This window comes from Amycolatopsis eburnea (genome assembly GCF_003937945.1).
GTDB classification, from domain to species: Bacteria; Actinomycetota; Actinomycetes; order Mycobacteriales; family Pseudonocardiaceae; genus Amycolatopsis; species Amycolatopsis eburnea.
Map to the genome: position 1 here is coordinate 326,355 of NZ_RSEC01000063.1, position 18,231 is coordinate 344,585.

General features: G+C 73.6%; 1 protein-coding gene. It reads left to right on the forward strand.

The features are described from left to right. The first annotated feature begins 33 nt into the window (after positions 1 to 33). Positions 34 to 18,231 (forward strand): non-ribosomal peptide synthetase, encoded by an 18,198-nt coding sequence (locus EIY87_RS45250; RefSeq protein WP_125316253.1) that lies wholly within the window; start codon positions 34 to 36, stop codon positions 18,229 to 18,231.

The following is an 18,231-nucleotide window of genomic DNA, read 5'->3' on the forward strand; positions in this document are numbered from 1 at the left end:
AGGCGCCGTGAGCAGCGGGAGGCTGGTCTACCGGTGAGCAACGGTGACGCTGTGCAGCAGGTGTCGGAGCTGGGTTTCTGGCGTGACCGCCTCGCTTCGGCGCCGAAGGAGCTGCCGCTGCCGGTCGACCGGCCCTACCCCGCGGAGCCCGCCACGCCGGTGGTGCTCGGCCGGCCGGTGCCGGAGGTCGACGAGCTGACGCTGCTGGCGGCGTTCACGGTGCTGTTGTCCCGGTATGCGGGAACCGCCGACGTCCTGCTCGGGATCGGCTCGCTGGTGCCGCTGCGGGTGGACCTGGGCGGCTCGCCCGGCTTCGCCGACGTCGTGGCGCGCGTGCGCGAGGCGCGCGAGGCAGCGCTGGCGCACGAGGTGCCGTTCGCCGACCTGGTCGCCGAGCTGGACCCCGAGCCCGGGCGCGGGGGAGCGCTGCTCGTCAACGTCGGCTTCGGCGCCAAAACGGACCTCCCGCTGGACCTGAACCTGACCGCGGCCGGGCTGCGTTACCGCCCCGACGTCCTCGACGAGTCCACTGTGGACCGCATGCTCGGACACCTGGGTCACCTCCTCGCCGAAGCGGCCGAGCGTCCACAGTGGCCGGTCGACCGGCTCGCCCTGATGAGCGCGCCGGAGCTGCGGGAGATCCTGGACGGCTGGAACGACACCGACCTCGCGACACCGCTTTCGACGCTGCCGGAGCTGTTCGCGGCCCGGGTCCGCGAGCACCCGGACGCCGTCGCGCTCGTCTTCGAGGACGAGGAGCTGACCTACGCCGAACTGGACGCGCGCGCCAACCGGCTCGCCCACGTCCTCATCGGCCGCGGTGCCGGGCCGGAACGCGTGGTCGCCCTCGCCGTCCCGCGCTCGCTCGAGATGATCGTGGCCGAGCTGGCGGTGCTCAAGGCCGGCGCCGCCTACCTGCCGCTGGACCAGGACTACCCGGCCGAGCGGATCGCCTTCATGGTGTCCGACGCGCGCCCGGTGTGCGTGGTGACCACGAGCGAACTCGCCGGCCGCTTCGACGGCGACGTCCTGCTCCTGGACGAAGCGGACCTCGACGCGGCACCGGCCACGGATCCGGCGGCCCCGATCGTCCCGGCGAACGCGGCCTACGTCATCTACACCTCGGGTTCCACCGGACGGCCCAAGGGAGTCGTGGTTTCCCACGCGGGCGTGGCGAAACTGGTGGCGACGCAGTCGGAGCGATTCGGCGTGGGCCCGCACAGCCGCGTGCTGCAGTTCGCGTCCCCGAGCTTCGACGTCGCGTTCTGGGACCTGTGCCTCGGGCTGCTCTCGGGTGGCCGGCTGGTGATCGTGCCCGCCGAGCGGCGGGTGCCCGGGCCGGAGCTGGCCGAGTACGCCCACGCCAAGGGCGTCGACTTCATGATCCTGCCGCCCGCGCTGCTCGCCGAGTTCCCCGAGGACTGCGACCTGCCGCGCGACAGCGTGCTGCTCGCGGGCACCGAGCGCGTGTCGCCGGAGCTGGTGCGTCGGTGGGCGCCGGGGCGGCGGATGTTCAACGCCTACGGCCCGACCGAGGCCACGACCAACTCGACGCTCGGGCTGTGCGACCCGGAGATCGCGCCGGGCTCGGCCGTACCGATCGGCGTCCCCGACCCGGGGACCCGGGCCTACGTCCTCGACGCGCACCTGGCCCCGGTCCCGGTCGGCGCCGTCGGCGAGCTGTACCTCGCGGGCTCGGGTCTGGCGCGGGGTTACCTCGGGCGGCCGGGGCTGACGGCGGAGCGGTTCGTGGCGGACCCGTTCGGTTCCGGCGGACGCCTCTACCGGACCGGTGACCTGGTGAAGTGGCTGCCGGATGGGCGGTTGGTGTTCCTGGGCCGGGCGGACGACCAGGTCAAGATCCGCGGGTACCGGATCGAACTCGGCGAGATCGAGTCGGTGCTGGCCGAGCACCCGCGCGTGGGCCAGTCGGTCGTCGTCGCGCAGGACGGGCGGCTGATCGCGTACGCCGTGCCGGTGCCCGACCGCGACCAGGCGGCCGAGCAGGGGCACGTCGCCGAATGGCACGACGTCCACGAAGAGATGCTCGCCGGCTCCCGGGGCATCGAAGAGAACTTCGCCGGCTGGAACTCCAGCTACGACGGCTCGCAAATCCCGCTGAGCGAGATGCGCGAGTGGCACGCGGCGACGATCGACCGCATCCGCTCGCTGGCGAACCCCGCACTTTCACGTGAAAGTGCGGCTTTGGGGCGGGTGCTGGAGATCGGGGTCGGGAGTGGGCTGATCCTGTCGAGGATCGCGCCGGACGCCGAGGAGTACTGGGGCGTCGACCTGTCCGAGAGCGCGATCGAGAACGTCCGGCGCGAGGTCGCGGCGACGTCGTTCGCGAGCAAGGTCCACCTGGCCGCGCGCCCGGCGCACGACTTGGGCGAGCTGCCGGACGAGCCGTTCGACACGGTGATCATCAACTCGGTCGCGCAGTACTTCCCGAGTGCGGACTACCTCGCGGAGGTCGTGAAGACCGCCGCCGGAGTCCTGAAGCCCGGCGGGACGATCTTCCTCGGCGACATCCGCAACCTGCGTTCGCTGCGGGCGTTCCGGACCGCCGTCGAGCTGCGGCACGGCCGGGGCGACGTCGCGGCGGTCGACCAGGCCATCGCGCGCGAGGGCGAGCTGGTGCTCGACCCGGACTTCTTCCCGGCGCTGGCCCGCGGCCTCGACGGGTTCGACGACGTCGACCTGTGGGTCAAGCGCGGCCACGCGCACAACGAGCTGACCCGGCACCGCTACGACGTCGTGCTGCGCAAGGGATCCCGGCCGGCCGCGGCCGATGAGCAGGTCGTCGCGTTCGGCGACCTCGGCGCGGTCGAGCGGTTCCTGGCCGCCGAGGCGCCGGAGCGGCTGCGCGTCACCGGCATCCCGGACGCGCGGCTGTCCGGCGAGCTGGCCGCGGTCCGCGGCCTCGACGACGCCGCCCCGGCGGCGGCTCTCGAAGCCCTCGACAGGCGCGACGGCGTCGACCCCGAAGCCCTGCACCGCCTCGGCGACAGCGCCGGTTACCGGGTCGCGGTGACGCTGGCCGCCGAGCCCGGCGAGCTGGAAGCCGTCTTCGATCGCCCCAATGTGGCCTTCGGTGCGTCTGACGCACCCAAGGCGGCCTTCGGTGCGTCAGACGCAACCAAGGCCACATTGGGGCGCACCTACCGGCCGGGGCGCCGGACCGGTGCGCCCGGGTCGTACGCCAACAACCCGGCGGCCCGGCGGGAGACCGGCGCGTTCGTCGCGTCGCTGCGCGCGCACGTGCGGGACCGGTTGCCGCTCTACATGGTGCCGTCGGCGTTCGTCGTGCTGGACAAGCTGCCGGTGCTGGCCTCGGGCAAGCTCGACCGCAAGGCGCTGCCGAGCCCCGAACGGTTCACCGCCGGACCGGGCCGCGCGCCCCGCAACCCCGTCGAACAATTGCTGTGCGAAATGTTCGCCGACGTCCTCGGCGTGCCGCAGGCCGGGCCGGACGACGACTTCTTCGCCCTCGGCGGGCATTCCCTCCTGGCCACCCGGCTGGTCCAGCGCATCCGCGCGGCTGTCGGCGCCGAGGTGCCGGTGCGCGCGGTGTTCGACGCGCCGACCCCGGCCGCGCTCGCCGAACTCCTCGCCGGACCCGTTACCGGCACCGAACGGCGTCCGCTGACCCGCGTCACCGAACGGCCCGAGCGGCTGCCGCTGTCGTTCGCGCAGCAGCGGCTGTGGTTCCTGCACGGCCTCGAAGGCGGGTCGGCGACCTACAACGTCCCGCTCGTCATGCGCCTGTCCGGCGAGCTGGACGTCGACGCGCTGCGCTCGGCGCTGAACGACGTCCTGGCCCGGCATGAGGCGTTGCGCACGGTCTTCCCGGTCGTCGACGGCGTGCCGTACCAGGAAGTCCTGCCCGAAGGGACCGTCGGGCTGACCGTCCGCGACGTGTCCGATGTGGACGCCGAAGTGGACGCTCTCGTGCGCGGGATCTTCGACCTCGGCGCCGGTGTCCCGGTGCGCGCCGAGCTGCTGACCGTGGACCCGCGCCGGCACGTGCTCGTCCTGGTCGTGCACCACATCGCCGCCGACGGCTGGTCGCTGTCGCCGCTCTGGCAGGACATCGCCGCGGCGTACCGCGCCCGCCTCCGCGGCGACGCTCCCGAGTGGACCCCGTTGCCGGTCCAGTACGCGGATTACACGCTCTGGCAACGGGAACTGCTCGCCGCCGAGGAGGGCAAGCAGCTCGACTACTGGCGCGGCGCGCTCGACGGCCTGCCCGAGCGGATCACCCTCCCGCTCGACCGCCCGCACCCGGCCGTGTCCGCCTACCGCGGCGGCTTCTTCACCTTCGCCTGGGACGCCGGGCTCCAGGCCGGCCTCGCGGACCTCGCACGCGCGTGCGGCGCCAGCCCGTTCATGGTCGTGCACGCGGGCCTGACCGCGCTGCTGTCCCGGCTCGGCGGCGGCACGGACATCCCGATCGGCACCCCGATCGCCGGCCGCACCGACCCGGCGCTGGACGACCTGGTCGGCTTCTTCGTCAACACCCTGGTGCTGCGGGTGGACACCGGCGGCGACCCGTCCTTCCGCGACCTCGTCGCCCGGGTGCGCGAACGCAGCTTGGACGCGTACGCCCACCAGGACGTGCCGTTCGAGCGGCTCGTCGAAGCGCTCAACCCGGCGCGTTCGCTGGCGCACCACCCGCTGTTCCAGACCATGCTCGCCTGGCAGAACACCCCCGGCGCCGGCGTCGAGCTGCCCGGGCTCACGGTCACCGAGCAGCCGGTCGGCACCGGCACGGCCAAGTTCGACCTCTGGTTCTCCTTCACCGAACGCGCCGACGGGCTGCACGGCCAGGCCGAGTTCAACGCCGAGGTCTTCGACCGGGCCACCGTGACCGGGCTCCTCGACCGGCTGGAAGTCCTGCTCCGCCAGGTCGTCTCGGCGCCGGACCGCCGCCTCGGCACCCTCGACGTGCTCACCCCGGCCGAGCGCGACGGCCTCGAAGCGACCTGGTCCGGTCCGGTCGAGGACGTGCCGGCGGTCACCGTGCCCGAGCTGTTCGCCGCTCAGGCCACCCGCACCCCGGACCACCTCGCGCTGGTCTTCGAGGACGACGAGCTGACTTACGCCGAACTCGACGCCGCTTCGAACCGCCTCGCCCGTGTCCTGGCCGCGCGGGGCGCCGGGCCCGAGCGCGTGGTCGCCCTCGCCCTGCCGCGCTCGACGCACCTGGTGACGGCGATCCTCGCGGTGCTCAAGACGGGCGCGGCCTACCTCCCGCTCGACCCCAGTTACCCGGCGGACCGCATCGCGTTCATGCTCGAAGACGCCGCTCCGGCGCTGGTGCTGGCCGTCGGGGAGACCGCCGTCCCGGGTGCCCTGCTCCTCGACGACCCGGACACCGTCGCCGGCGTGTCCGATGCACCGCTCGACGTCGTGCTGCGGCCGGAAAACCCGGCCTACGTGATCTACACCTCCGGGTCGACGGGGCGGCCCAAGGGTGTCGTCGTGCCGCACGAGGGCATCGTCAACCGGCTGCTGTGGATGCAGGACGAGTACGCCCTGACCGGCGACGACCGGGTGCTGCAGAAGACGCCGTCCAGCTTCGACGTCTCGGTGTGGGAGTTCCTCTGGCCGCTCGTCACCGGTGCCACCGAGGTGCTCGCGCGACCGGACGGGCACAAGGATCCCGCCTACCTGGCCCGGCTGATCCGCGACCGCGGGATCACGACCGTCCACTTCGTCCCGTCGATGCTGCAGGTCTTCCTGCAGGAGCCGGCGGCGGGGGAGTGCACGAGCCTGCGCCGGGTCCTCTGCAGCGGGGAGGCGCTGCCGCCGGACGCGGTCACGCAGTTCGGCCGGGTGCTGGACGCCGAACTGCACAACCTCTACGGCCCCACCGAAGCTTCGGTCGACGTCACGGCCTGGCACACGTCCACTGTGGACAGCACGGTCCCGATTGGCCGCCCGGTCTGGAACACCCGGACCTACGTGCTCGACGCCGCCTTGCGCCCGGTACCGCCCGGCACGGCCGGCGAGCTGTACCTCGCCGGTGTCCAGCTCGCCCGGGGCTACCTCGGCCGGGCCGGGCTCACCGCGGAACGGTTCGTCGCCGACCCGTTCGGCGCCCCCGGCACGCGGATGTACCGCACGGGCGACCTCGCCCGCTTCCGCGCCGACGGTGTCCTCGAGTTCCTCGGCCGTGGCGACGAGCAGGTCAAGATCCGCGGTTTCCGCGTCGAACCCGGCGAGATCGCCGCGACGCTGTCCGCGCACGACGACGTCGCCCACGCCGTGGTCGTCGCCCGCGAAGACCGCCCGGGTGACGTGCGCCTGGTCGGGTACGTCGTGCCCGCCGACACCGAAAGCGCCGCCGGTGACGAGACCGAGCAGGTCGGCGAATGGCGTGCGCTGTACGACTCGATGTACTCCGGGGACGGCGACGCCTTCGCCGGGTGGAACTCCAGCTACACCGGCGAGCCGATCCCGGTGGCCGAGATGCGCGAGTGGCGCGACGCCATCGTCACGCGGATCCGTTCCCTGGCACCGAAACGAGTCCTGGAGATCGGCGTCGGCACCGGCCTGCTGCTGACCGAGCTGGCCCCGGACTGCGAAACCTATTGGGGCACGGACTTCTCCGCCGAGGTCATCGCGGCGCTGGGCCGCCGGGTCGAGGCCGATCCGGAGCTGGCCGGACGTGTCGAACTCCGCACCCGCGACGCCGCCGACGTCACCGGCCTGCCGTCCGGGTTCTTCGACACGATCGTGCTGAACTCCGTCATCCAGTACTTCCCGAGCGGGACCTACTTGCTCGACGTCGTGCGGAAAGCGCTGGACCTGCTGGCCCCGGGCGGGGCGCTGTTCGTCGGCGACGTCCGGGACCTGCGCCAGGTCCGGGCGTTCCACACCGCCGTGGCCGAGGTACGCGGTGGCGACGTCGAGCAGAACCTGCTGCGGGAGAAGGAACTGCTCGTCGCACCGGAGTTCTTCGCCGGTCTCGACGGGGTCGCCGCGGACGTCCGCGTCAAGCGCGGCCGGGCCGTCAACGAGCTGACCCAGTACCGCTACGACGTCGTCCTGCGGCCGGGAGCCGCCGCGGAGCCGGACGTCCCGGTGCTCGCCTGGGGCGCGGATGTGTCCACTGTGGATGCGGTGGGGGCGCGGCTCGGCGACGGGGTGCGCGTCGACGGTGTCCCCAATGGACGCATCGCGGACGGCGTCGATCCCGAGGACTGGTACGAACTCGGCGAGGCCCGCGGCTTCCGCACGGTCGTCACCTGGTCCGCGGCCGGTGACGGCTCCGTGGACGTCCTGTTCACGACGGGCGAGACCGCCGGTGCGTTCCGGCCCGGCTCCGGACCGCTGCTGTCCTACACCGGAAACCCCGGACGCTTCCGCCGCGTCAGCACGCTGTCCGCGGACCTGCGGGCTCTGGCCGCCGAGCGGCTGCCGGAGCACATGGTGCCCTCGGCGATCGTCGTCCTCGACGCGCTCCCGGTGACCGCCAACGGCAAGCTCGACCGCCGCGCCCTGCCGTCGCCGGACCCGGTGGCGCCGACGTCGGACCGCGAGCCGCGCACGTCGCTCGAACGGCAGCTCTGCGAGCTGTTCGCCGATGTCCTCGGCCTGCCGCGGGTCGGCCCGGACGACAGCTTCTTCGCCCTCGGCGGCCATTCCCTGCTGGCCACCCGGCTGATCGCCCGGATCCGGACGACCCTGAACGCCGAGCTGGAAGTCCGGTCGGTGTTCGAGCGCCCGACCGCCGCCGGGCTCGCCGAGGTGCTTGGCACCGCCGGCGGGACCGCGCGCCCGCCGCTGGTCCGGCAGCGGCGGCCCGAGTTCGTGCCGCTGTCCGGCGCCCAGCAGCGGCTGTGGTTCCTGCACCACCTCGAAGGGCCGTCGGCCACCTACAACGTGCCGCTGATCATGCGCCTCGAAGGCGACCTCGACGTCGAAGCGCTGCGTGCGGCGCTCACCGACGTGGTCGCCCGGCACGAGGCCCTGCGCACCCGGTTCCCGCAGGGGGACGGGGTGCCCTACCAGGACATCCTCCCGCCCGCGGCGGTCAGCCTGCCGGTGCGCGAGGTCGCGGACGTCGACGCGGCCTTGACCGGGCTCGTCCGCGGGCCCTTCGACCTCGAACACGAGGTGCCGGTGCGGGCGGAACTGCTCCGGACCGGCGCGGGCGAGCACGTGTTCGCGCTGGTGTTCCACCACATCGCGTCCGACGGCTGGTCGATGGCCCCGCTGTGGCGCGACATCGCCACGGCCTACGCCGCCCGCCACGCCGGGGAGCCTCCACAGTGGACGGCGCTGCCGGTGCAGTACGCGGACTACACGCTGTGGCAACGGGAACTGCTCGGCCGCGAGGACGATCCCGACAGCGTCCTCAGCGCGCAGCTGGACTACTGGCGCGACGCGCTCGACGGCATGCCAGACCGGATCGAACTGCCGCTGGACCGGCCGCACCCGGCGACCGCGACGTTCCGCGGCGAGCTGCACACCTTCGGCTGGGACGCCGGGCTCCACGCCCGCTTGGCCGAGCTGGCCCGCGAGTGCGGCGCCAGCGTGTTCATGGTCGTGCACGCGGCCCTCGCCGCCCTCCTCACCCGCCTGGGCGCGGGTACCGACGTGCCGATCGGCTCGCCCATCGCCGGGCGCACCGACCAGGCACTCGACGACCTGGTCGGGTTCTTCGTCAACACGCTGGTGCTGCGGGTGGACACCGGCGGCGAGCCGTCGTTCCGCGACCTCGTGGCCCGCGTCCGCGAGCGCAATCTGGACGCGTACGCCCACCAAGACGTGCCGTTCGAGCGGCTCGTCGAGGTGCTGAACCCGGCGCGGTCGCTGTCCTACCACCCGCTGTTCCAGGTGATGATCGCCGGGCAGAACAACGCCCGCGCCGAAGTGACCTTGCCCGGCCTGACCGTCTCCGAGATCCCGGTGACGACCGGGACGTCGAAGTTCGACCTGGCGATCTCGCTGACCGAGCGCGAAGCCGGGATCGACGGCGTGCTGGAGTTCAACGCCGACGTCTTCGACCACGCCGGCGCGGACGCGATCCTGCGCCGCCTCGAAGTGCTGCTGCGCGCGGCGCTGGCCGAACCGGACCGCCCGGTCGGCGCCCTCGACCTGCTCGCCGGGGACGAGCGGGACCGCGTGCTCACCGAGTGGGCCGGCTCCCTCGACCCCGCGGGCACGGAGACGTTCCCCGGGATGTTCGCCCGCCGCGTCGCCGAGGCGCCGGACGCGATCGCGCTCGTCTTCGAGGACGAGGAACTCACCTACGCGGAGGTGGACGCCCGCGCGAACCGGCTGGCGAACCTGCTGCTCGCCCGGGGTGCCGGTCTCGAGCGGGTGGTCGCGCTGGCCGTGCCGCGCTCGCTCGACATGATCGTCGCGGAGCTGGCCGTCCTCAAGGCGGGCGCGGCCTACCTGCCGATCGACGTCGACTACCCGGCCGACCGGATCGCCTACATGGCCGGCGACGCGCGCCCGGTCTGCGTGGTGACGACCCGGGAGGTCGAGGCGAAGCTGCCCGCGACCCTGCCGCGGGTCCTGCTCGACGACCCGGCGCTCGCTGAGATGTCCACAGTGGATCCGGTGGTACCGGTCAAGCCGGAGAACGCGGCCTACGTGATCTACACCTCCGGTTCGTCGGGGCGGCCGAAGGGTGTCGTGCTCCAGCACTCCGGTGTGGCGAAGCTGATCGCCACGCAGGTCGAGCGGTTCGGCGTCGGGCCGCACAGCCGGGTGCTGCAGTTCGCGTCGCCGAGCTTCGACGTCGCGTTCTGGGACCTGTGCCTCGGGCTGCTGTCCGGTGGCCGGCTGGTGGTCGTCCCGGCCGAACGCCGCGTCGCCGGGCCGGCGCTGACCGAGTACGCGCACCGGCACGCCGTCGACTTCATGATCCTGCCGCCCGCTCTGCTCGACGCCATGCCGGCCGACCTCGACCTGCCGCGCGACAGCGTCCTGCTCGCGGGTACGGAACGCGTGTCGCCGGAGCTGGTGCGGCGGTGGGCGCCGGGGCGGCGGATGTTCAACGCCTACGGCCCGACCGAAGCGACCACCAACTCGACGCTGGGCGAAAGCGACCCGGCCGAGCTGGCGGACGCGACGGTCGTCCCGATCGGCGTCCCCGACCCCGGCACCCGCGCGTACGTGCTCGACGCCGGGCTGCGGCCGGTCCCGCCCGGCGTGGTGGGGGAGCTGTACCTCGCGGGCTCCGGCTTGGCTCGGGGTTACCTCGGGCGGCCGGGGCTGACGGCGGAGCGGTTCGTGGCGGACCCGTTCGGTTCCGGCGGACGCCTCTACCGGACGGGTGACCTGGTGAAGTGGCTGCCGGATGGGCGGTTGGTGTTCCTGGGCCGGGCGGACGACCAGGTCAAGATCCGCGGGTACCGGATCGAGCTGGGCGAGATCGAGTCGGTGCTGGCCGAGCACCCGGCGGTCGGGCAGTCCGTCGTCGTCGCGCGGGACGGCAGGCTCATCGCCTACGCCGTGCCCTCGACCGGACGGGACGAAGCGGCGGAGCTGGAGCACGTCGGCGAGTGGCGTGAGCTGCACGAGAACGTCTTCACCGACGCGGCAGCCGGTGGCCTGGAGGAGAACTTCACCGGCTGGAACTCCAGCTACGACGGCACCGAGATCCCCCTCGACGAGATGCGCGAGTGGCACGCGGCGACGATCGACCGCATCCGCTCGCTGGCGAACCCCGCACTTTCACGTGAAAGTGCGGGGTTCGGGCGGGTCCTGGAGATCGGGGTCGGGAGCGGGCTGATTCTGTCCCGGATCGCGCCGGACGCCGAGGAGTATTGGGGCGTCGACCTGTCCGAGAAGGCCATCGCGAACCTGCGGCGTGAACTCGCGGCGACGTCGTTCGCGGGCAAGGTCCACCTGGCCGCGCGCCCGGCGCACGACCTCGGCGAGCTGCCGGACGAGCCGTTCGACACGGTGATCATCAACTCCGTCGCGCAGTACTTCCCGAGCGTCGGCTACCTCGCCGAGGTGATCCGCACGGCCGCCGCGCGCGTCCGGCCGGGCGGCGTGGTCTTCCTCGGCGACATCCGGAACCTGCGCTCGCTGCGGGCGTTCCGGACCGCGACCGAGCTGCGCCACGGCCGCCGGGACGCCGCGGCCGCCGACCAGGCGATCGCCCGGGAAGGCGAGCTGGTGCTCGACCCGGACTTCTTCGCGGCGCTGAGCCGGGAACTCGACGGGTTCGACGACGTCGACCTCTGGGTCAAGCGCGGCCACGCGCACAACGAGCTGACCCGGCACCGCTACGACGTCGTGCTGCGCAAGGCGCCGAAGCCGGTGCCGCCGGCCGAAGACGTCGTCGCGTTCAGGTCGCTCGACGAGCTGGAAACGCGGCTGGCGGACGGTCCGGCCCGGCTGCGCGTCACCGGGGTGCCGAACGCGCGGTTGTCCGGCGAGCTGGCCGCCGTCGCGGCGCTGGCGGACGGGGACGCCGACGCGGCACTGTCCGCTTTGGACAGCGAACAGTCCGGAGTGGACCCGGAGACCCTGCACGCTCTGGGCGAGCGCCACGGCTACCGCGTGTACGCGACTGTGACCGCGGACGCGGGCACGCTGGAATTCGTGTTCACCACCGGTGCGCCGACCCGGATCCACCGCACCCGGCCGGTCCGCGCCGCGCTCGAGGCGCTCGGCAACCACCCGGCGGGGCAGCGGGACACGAGCGCGCTGGTGGCGGCGCTGCGGGCGCACGTCCGCGACCGGCTGCCGCAGTACATGGTGCCCTCGGCGTTCGTGCTGCTGGACCGGCTGCCGCTGCTCGCGTCGGGCAAGCTCGACCGCCGCGCGCTGCCGAGCCCGGACCAGCAGGCCGCGACCACCGGGCGGGCGCCGCGGACCCCGGTCGAAGAGGTCCTGTGCGGGCTCTTCGCCGAAGTCCTCGACACCTCGGCGGTCGGCGTCGACGACGACTTCTTCGCCCTCGGCGGCCATTCGCTGATGGCGACGCGGCTGGTCGCGCGGCTGCGCGCGGTCTTCGGCGTCGAGCTGCAGGTGCGGTCGGTGTTCGAGACGCCGACCGTGGCCGGGCTCGCCACGCTGCTGGCCGCCGCCGACGCCTCGGCCGCCCGCCCCGCCCTGACCCGCGCCGAGCCGCGGCCGGATGTGCTGCCGCTGTCGTTCGCCCAGCAGCGGCTGTGGTTCCTGCACCGCCTCGAAGGGCCGTCGGCGACGTACAACATGCCGACCGCGGTGCGGCTCACCGGTGCCCTCGACGTCGACGCACTGCACACGGCATTGTCCGATGTGGTCGGTCGCCACGAAGCCCTCCGCACGGTCTTCCCCGAGATCGGCGGGGAAGCGCGGCAGCAGGTGCTCGAAGACGTCTCGATCCCGCTGCCGGTCCGCGAGGTCACCGCCGCCACGCTCGCCGACGCGGTGTCGGAAGCGGCCCGGACGGTGTTCGAGCTGGAGACCGAGATCCCGCTGCGCGCGGAGCTGCTGCGGCTCGGTGCCCGGGAACACGTGCTGGTGCTGGTGTTCCACCACATCGCCTCCGACGGCTGGTCGACCGCGCCGCTGTGGCGGGACCTCGCCACGGCGTACACCGCGCGCCAGGCCGGCGAGGCTCCACAGTGGACGCCGTTGCCGGTGCAGTACGCGGACTACACGCTGTGGCAGCGGGACGTCCTCGGCGAGCCGGTCATCGAGCCGCAGCTGGAGTACTGGCGCGAAGCCCTCGCCGGGCTGCCCGAACGCATCGAGCTGCCGACCGACCGGCCGCACCCGGCGGAAGCGTCCTACCGCGGCGAGCAGTTCACCTTCGGCTGGGACGCGCGCCTCCACAGTGGACTCGTCGACCTGGCCCGCGCCTGCGGGGCCAGCGTGTTCATGGTCGTGCACGCGGGACTCACCGCGGTGCTCACCCGGTTGGGCGCGGGCACCGACGTCCCGATCGGCACGTCCATCGCCGGGCGCACCGACCAGGCGCTCGACGACCTCGTCGGGTTCTTCGTCAACACCCTGGTGCTGCGCGTCGACACCGGCGGCGACCCGACGTTCCGCGACCTCGTGGCCCGCGTGCGGGACCGCAGCCTCGACGCCTACGCCCACCAGGACGTCCCGTTCGAGCGGCTGGTGGAGGCGCTGAACCCGGCGCGGTCGCTGGCGTACCACCCGCTGTTCCAGACGATGCTCGCCTGGCAGAACAACGCCGTCGCCGACCTGACCCTGCCCGGCCTGACCGTCGCGGAGGAGCCGGTCCGCACCGGTACTTCGCGCGCCGACCTGGTGTTCTTCGTCGGGGAAAACGCGGGCGCCGGGATCCGCGGCACCGCCGAGTACAACAGCGACGTCTTCGACCGCGAGAGCGTCGAGGCGATCCTGGCCCGGCTCCGGACGCTGCTGACCGCCGTCGTCGCCGACCCGGACACCCGGATCGGCGCCGTCGACCTGCTCACCGAAGCCGAGCACGACCAGCTCGCCCCCGCGCCGGCGACCCCGCTGCCGGCGAAAACGCCGAGTGCGCTGTTCGCCGCGCAGGTGGCCCGGACGCCGGACGCCACCGCACTGGTCTTCGGCAACGAGCGGCTCAGCTACACCGCACTGGACACGCGGGCCACGACGCTCGCCCGTGCCCTGCTCGCGCGGGGTGCGGGCCCGGAGCGGGTGGTGGCCGTCGCGCTGCCGCGGTCGGCCGACCTCGTCGTCGCGCTCCTCGCGGTGCTCAAGACCGGCGCCGCCTACCTGCCCCTCGACCGGAACCACCCGGCCGAGCGCGTCGAGCTGATGCTCACCGACGCGCGGCCGCACCTGGTCATCGCCGAGGACGGCTTCGGGGACCGGCTGGTCCGGCCGGGTGACACGGGACCCGAGCCGGTGTGGCCGTCGATCGACCCGGACCACCCCGCGTACGTGATCTTCACGTCCGGCTCGACCGGCCGCCCGAAGGCGGTCGCCGGTACCCAGCTGGCCTTGGCGAACCGGCTGCACTGGGGCCGCGGGATCGCCGGGGGCACCCGGCTCGCGAAGAGCGCGCTGACGTTCATCGACGGCTCGACCGAGCTGCTCGGCGGCCTCGTCGCCGGCGACCCGGTGGTGCTCGCCGACGACGTGACCGCCACCGACCCGCACGCGCTCGCCGCACTCGTCCGGACGTCCGGCGCCCAGGTGCTGACCGTGGTGCCGAGCCTGCTCGACACCTTCGCCGAAGACACCGATGCCGACGCGTTCGCCTCGGTGACGACCTGGATCACCAGTGGTGAGCCGCTTTCCGCGGCGCTCGCCGAGAAGGTCGCGAGCCGGTGGCCGTCGGCGAAACTCGTCAACCTCTACGGCTGCTCGGAGGTCGCCGGCGACAGCCTCGCGCAGGAGTGCGGGCCGGTGGCCATCGGACGGCCGGTGGCGAACACCCGCGCGTACGTCCTCGACGCCGGTCTCCGGCCGGTGCCGCCGGGCGTGCGCGGCGAGCTGTACCTGGCCGGCGCCGGGCTCGCCCGGGGCTACGTCGGCCGTCCCGCGCTCACCGCGGAACGGTTCGTGGCGTCGCCGTTCGACGCGGGGGAGCGGATGTACCGCACCGGCGACCTCGTCCGCCGCCGTCTCGACGGCGCGCTCGAGTTCCTCGGCCGCGCCGACCAGCAAATCAAGATCCGCGGGTTCCGCGTCGAGCCCGGCGAAGTCGAAGCCGTGCTGACGTCGGACGCCTCGGTCGCCCGCGCGGCCGTCGTCGCCCGCGACAACTCGCTGGTCGCCTATGTCGCGCCGGCGGGCGACCCGGTGGCGCTGCGGGCGCTCCTCGCCGCCCGGCTGCCGGAGTACCTCGTGCCCGCGGCCGTCGTGGTGCTGCCGGAGCTCCCGGTGAACGCCAACGGCAAGCTCGACCGCGCCGCCCTGCCCGCACCCGGGACCCGCGCTGCCGGCCGCGTCGCGCGGACCCCGGCCGAGCAGGCGCTGTGCGAGCTGTTCGCCGACGTCCTCGGTGTCCCGGCGGTCGGCCCGGACGACGGGTTCTTCGCCCTCGGCGGGCATTCGCTGCTGGCGACGCGGCTGGTCAGCCGGATCCGCGCGCTGCTCGGCGTCGAGGTGCCGATCCGGGCGGTGTTCGACGCGCCGACCCCGGCCCGGCTCGCGGAAGTGCTGGACCCGGGCCGCGAAAGCCGCCCGGCGTTGCGGCCCGCCGCCCGGCCGGACGTCCTGCCGCTGTCGTTCGCGCAGCAGCGGCTGTGGTTCCTCGACCGCCTCGACGGGCCGTCCGCGACCTACAACATCCCGTGGGCGTGGGAGCTGACCGGCGCGGTCGACGTCGGCGCGCTGCAGGCGGCGGTGCGCGACGTCGTGGCGCGGCACGAGGTCCTCCGGACGCTGCTGGTGGCGGAGCAGGGCACCCCGCGGCAGATCGTCCTCGACCCCGGCGACGCCCGCGCCCGCCCGGATCTGGTCACCGAAACGGCCACCGATCTCGATGAGACCGTCACCGCGGCCGCGTCGTACTGCTTCACCCTCGACGCCGAAATCCCGGTGCGCGCCACGCTCGTCTCCGCGGGGCCGGAGCGGCACGTGTTCGTGCTGCTGGTGCACCACACCGCCGGGGACGGCTGGTCGCTGCCGCCGCTGAAGCGGGACCTCGACACCGCGTACGCCGCCCGGCTCCGGGGCGATCGTCCACAGTGGACGCCGTTGCCGGTGCAGTACGCGGACTACACGCTGTGGCAGCGCGAGATGTTCGGCCGCGCCGACGACCCGGACAGCCTGCTCGGCCGCCAGGCGGCGTTCTGGCGCGACACCCTGGCCGGCCTGCCCGACGAGCTGGCGCTCCCGGCGGACCGGCCGCGTCCGGCGCGCTCGACCAACCGCGGGTCCGCGGTGTCGTTCACCGTGCCCGCGGAGGTCCACAGGGGACTGCGCGCACTGGCGAACGGCAGCGACACCAGCACGTTCATGGTGCTGCAGGCGGCACTGGCCGCCCTGCTGACCCGGCTCGGCGCGGGCACCGACATCCCGCTGGGGACACCGGTGGCCGGCCGCACCGACCACGCGCTGGAGGACCTCGCCGGGTTCTTCGTCAACACGCTGGTCCTGCGCACGGACACCGGCGGCGACCCGACGTTCCGCGACCTGCTGGCCCGCGTGCGGGAGGCAGACCTCGCCGCGTACGCCCACCAGGACCTGCCGTTCGAGCACCTCGTCGAGTTGCTCAACCCGGCGCGGTCGCTGGCCCGGCACCCGCTGTTCCAGGTCATGCTCGCGGTGTACCACTCCGGCACCGAGCGGGAGCGGCTGCTCGGGCTCGACGCGGCCTACCGGGACACCGGGCTGCGGCAGGCGAAGTTCGACCTGTCCTTCGACCTGGTCGAAACCCCCGAGGGCATCGAGGGCGACCTCGAGTTCAGCCTCGACCTGTTCGACGAGCCGACCGCCCGGACGCTCGCCGAGCGCCTGGTCCGGCTGATGACCGCCGTCGTCGCGGACCCGGACCGGCCGCTGAGCCGGATCGACGTCCTCGAACCCCTTGAGCGGGAACGGATCCTGCGCGAGTGGGGGAGCGGCGCGCCGCTGACGACGGCGGCGCCGACGGTCGTCGACCGGCTGGCCGCGCAGGTGGCGGCGACCCCGGACGCGACCGCGCTGAGCGACGCCGGTTCGAGCGTCACCTTCGCGGAGTTCGCGGCGCGGACCGACCGCCTCGCCCGGTGGCTCGCGTCGCAGGGGGCGGGTCCGGAGCAGGTCGTGGCGCTCGTGCTGCCGCGGTCGGCGGCGGTCGTCGAGGCGATCTTCGGCGTGTTCAAGACGGGCGCGGCGTACCTGCCGGTGGACCCGGACCAGCCGGCCGACCGGATCGCCGCGATCCTCGCCGACGCCGGTGCGGCGCTGGTGCTCACCAGCCGCGCGCTGCCCACGCCGGTCCCGGGAGCGCTGTTCGTCGAGGACATTGTGGACACCGACGCGGCCTTGACGCCGCCGTCGCCCGCGAACCCGGCGTACGTGCTCTACACGTCCGGGTCCACGGGCCGGCCCAAGGGCGTCGTCATCCCGCATTCGGGGCTGGTGAACCTGTTCCACAGCCACCGCGAGAGGCTCTACCGCCCGGCGGTCGCGGCGGCGGGCGGGCGGCGGCTGCGGGTCGGGCACGCGTGGGCGTTCTTCTTCGACGCGTCCTGGCAGCCGCAGCTGTGGCTGCTCGACGGGCACGAGGTGCACGTCGTCGACGACGAGACCCGCCGCGACCCCGCGCGGCTGGCGGCGGTGGTGCGCGACCGCGGGCTCGACTTCCTCGAACTCACGCCGTCGCACTTCACGCAGCTGGCCGAGGCGGGCGTGATCGAGGGCGGGAGGTGCGCGCTGAGCGTCGTCGGCGTCGGCGGGGAGGCCGTGTCCCAGAAGCTGTGGGAGACGTTGCGTTCGATGCCGGGCACGGCGGCGTACAACCTCTACGGGCCGACCGAGGCCACTGTGGACGCTCTCGTCGGGCGGTTCGCCGACGCGGACCGGCCGGTGGTCGGCCGCCCGGTGCACAACACCCGCGCGTACGTCCTCGACAGCGGCCTCTCGCCGGTTCCCGCCGGGGTGCCGGGCGAGCTGTACCTGGCCGGCGCCGGGCTGGCCCGCGGCTACCACCGGCGTCCTTCGCTGACCGCGGACCGGTTCGTCGCCTCGCCGTTCGAGCCGGGCGAGCGGATGTACCGCAGCGGCGACCTCGTGCGGTGGCGGCCGGACGGGCAGCTCGAATACCTCGGCCGCAGCGACGACCAGGTGAAGATCCGCGGGTTCCGGATCGAACCGGGCGAGATCGAGACGGCGCTGACCCGGCACGAGGACGTGGCGCAGGCGCTGGTCGTCGTCCGCGAAGACCGGGACAAGCGGCTGGTGGCGTACACGACGCCGGCGGCCGCGGACCCGGCGCGGCTGCGGGAGTTCGTGGCCCGCTCGCTGCCGGAGTACATGGTGCCGGCGGCGATCGTCCCGCTCGACGCGTTCCCCGTGACGCCCAACGGGAAGCTAGACAAGGCCGCGCTGCCGGTGCCGGAGTTCGAAACCCGGGGCCGTGCCCCGGAAACGCCGCTGGAGAAGACCCTCTGCGAGATCTTCGCGGAGGTGCTGCACGTCGCCGCCGTCGGCGCCGACGACGACCTGTTCACCCTCGGCGGGCACTCGATGCTGCTGGTGGTCCTGCGCACCCGGATCACCGAGCGGCTCGGGACCGAACTGCCGATCGCCGAGTTCTTCCGCACCCCCACAGCGGCCGGGCTGGCCGCGCTGCTGACCCGAGACACGGAGTAG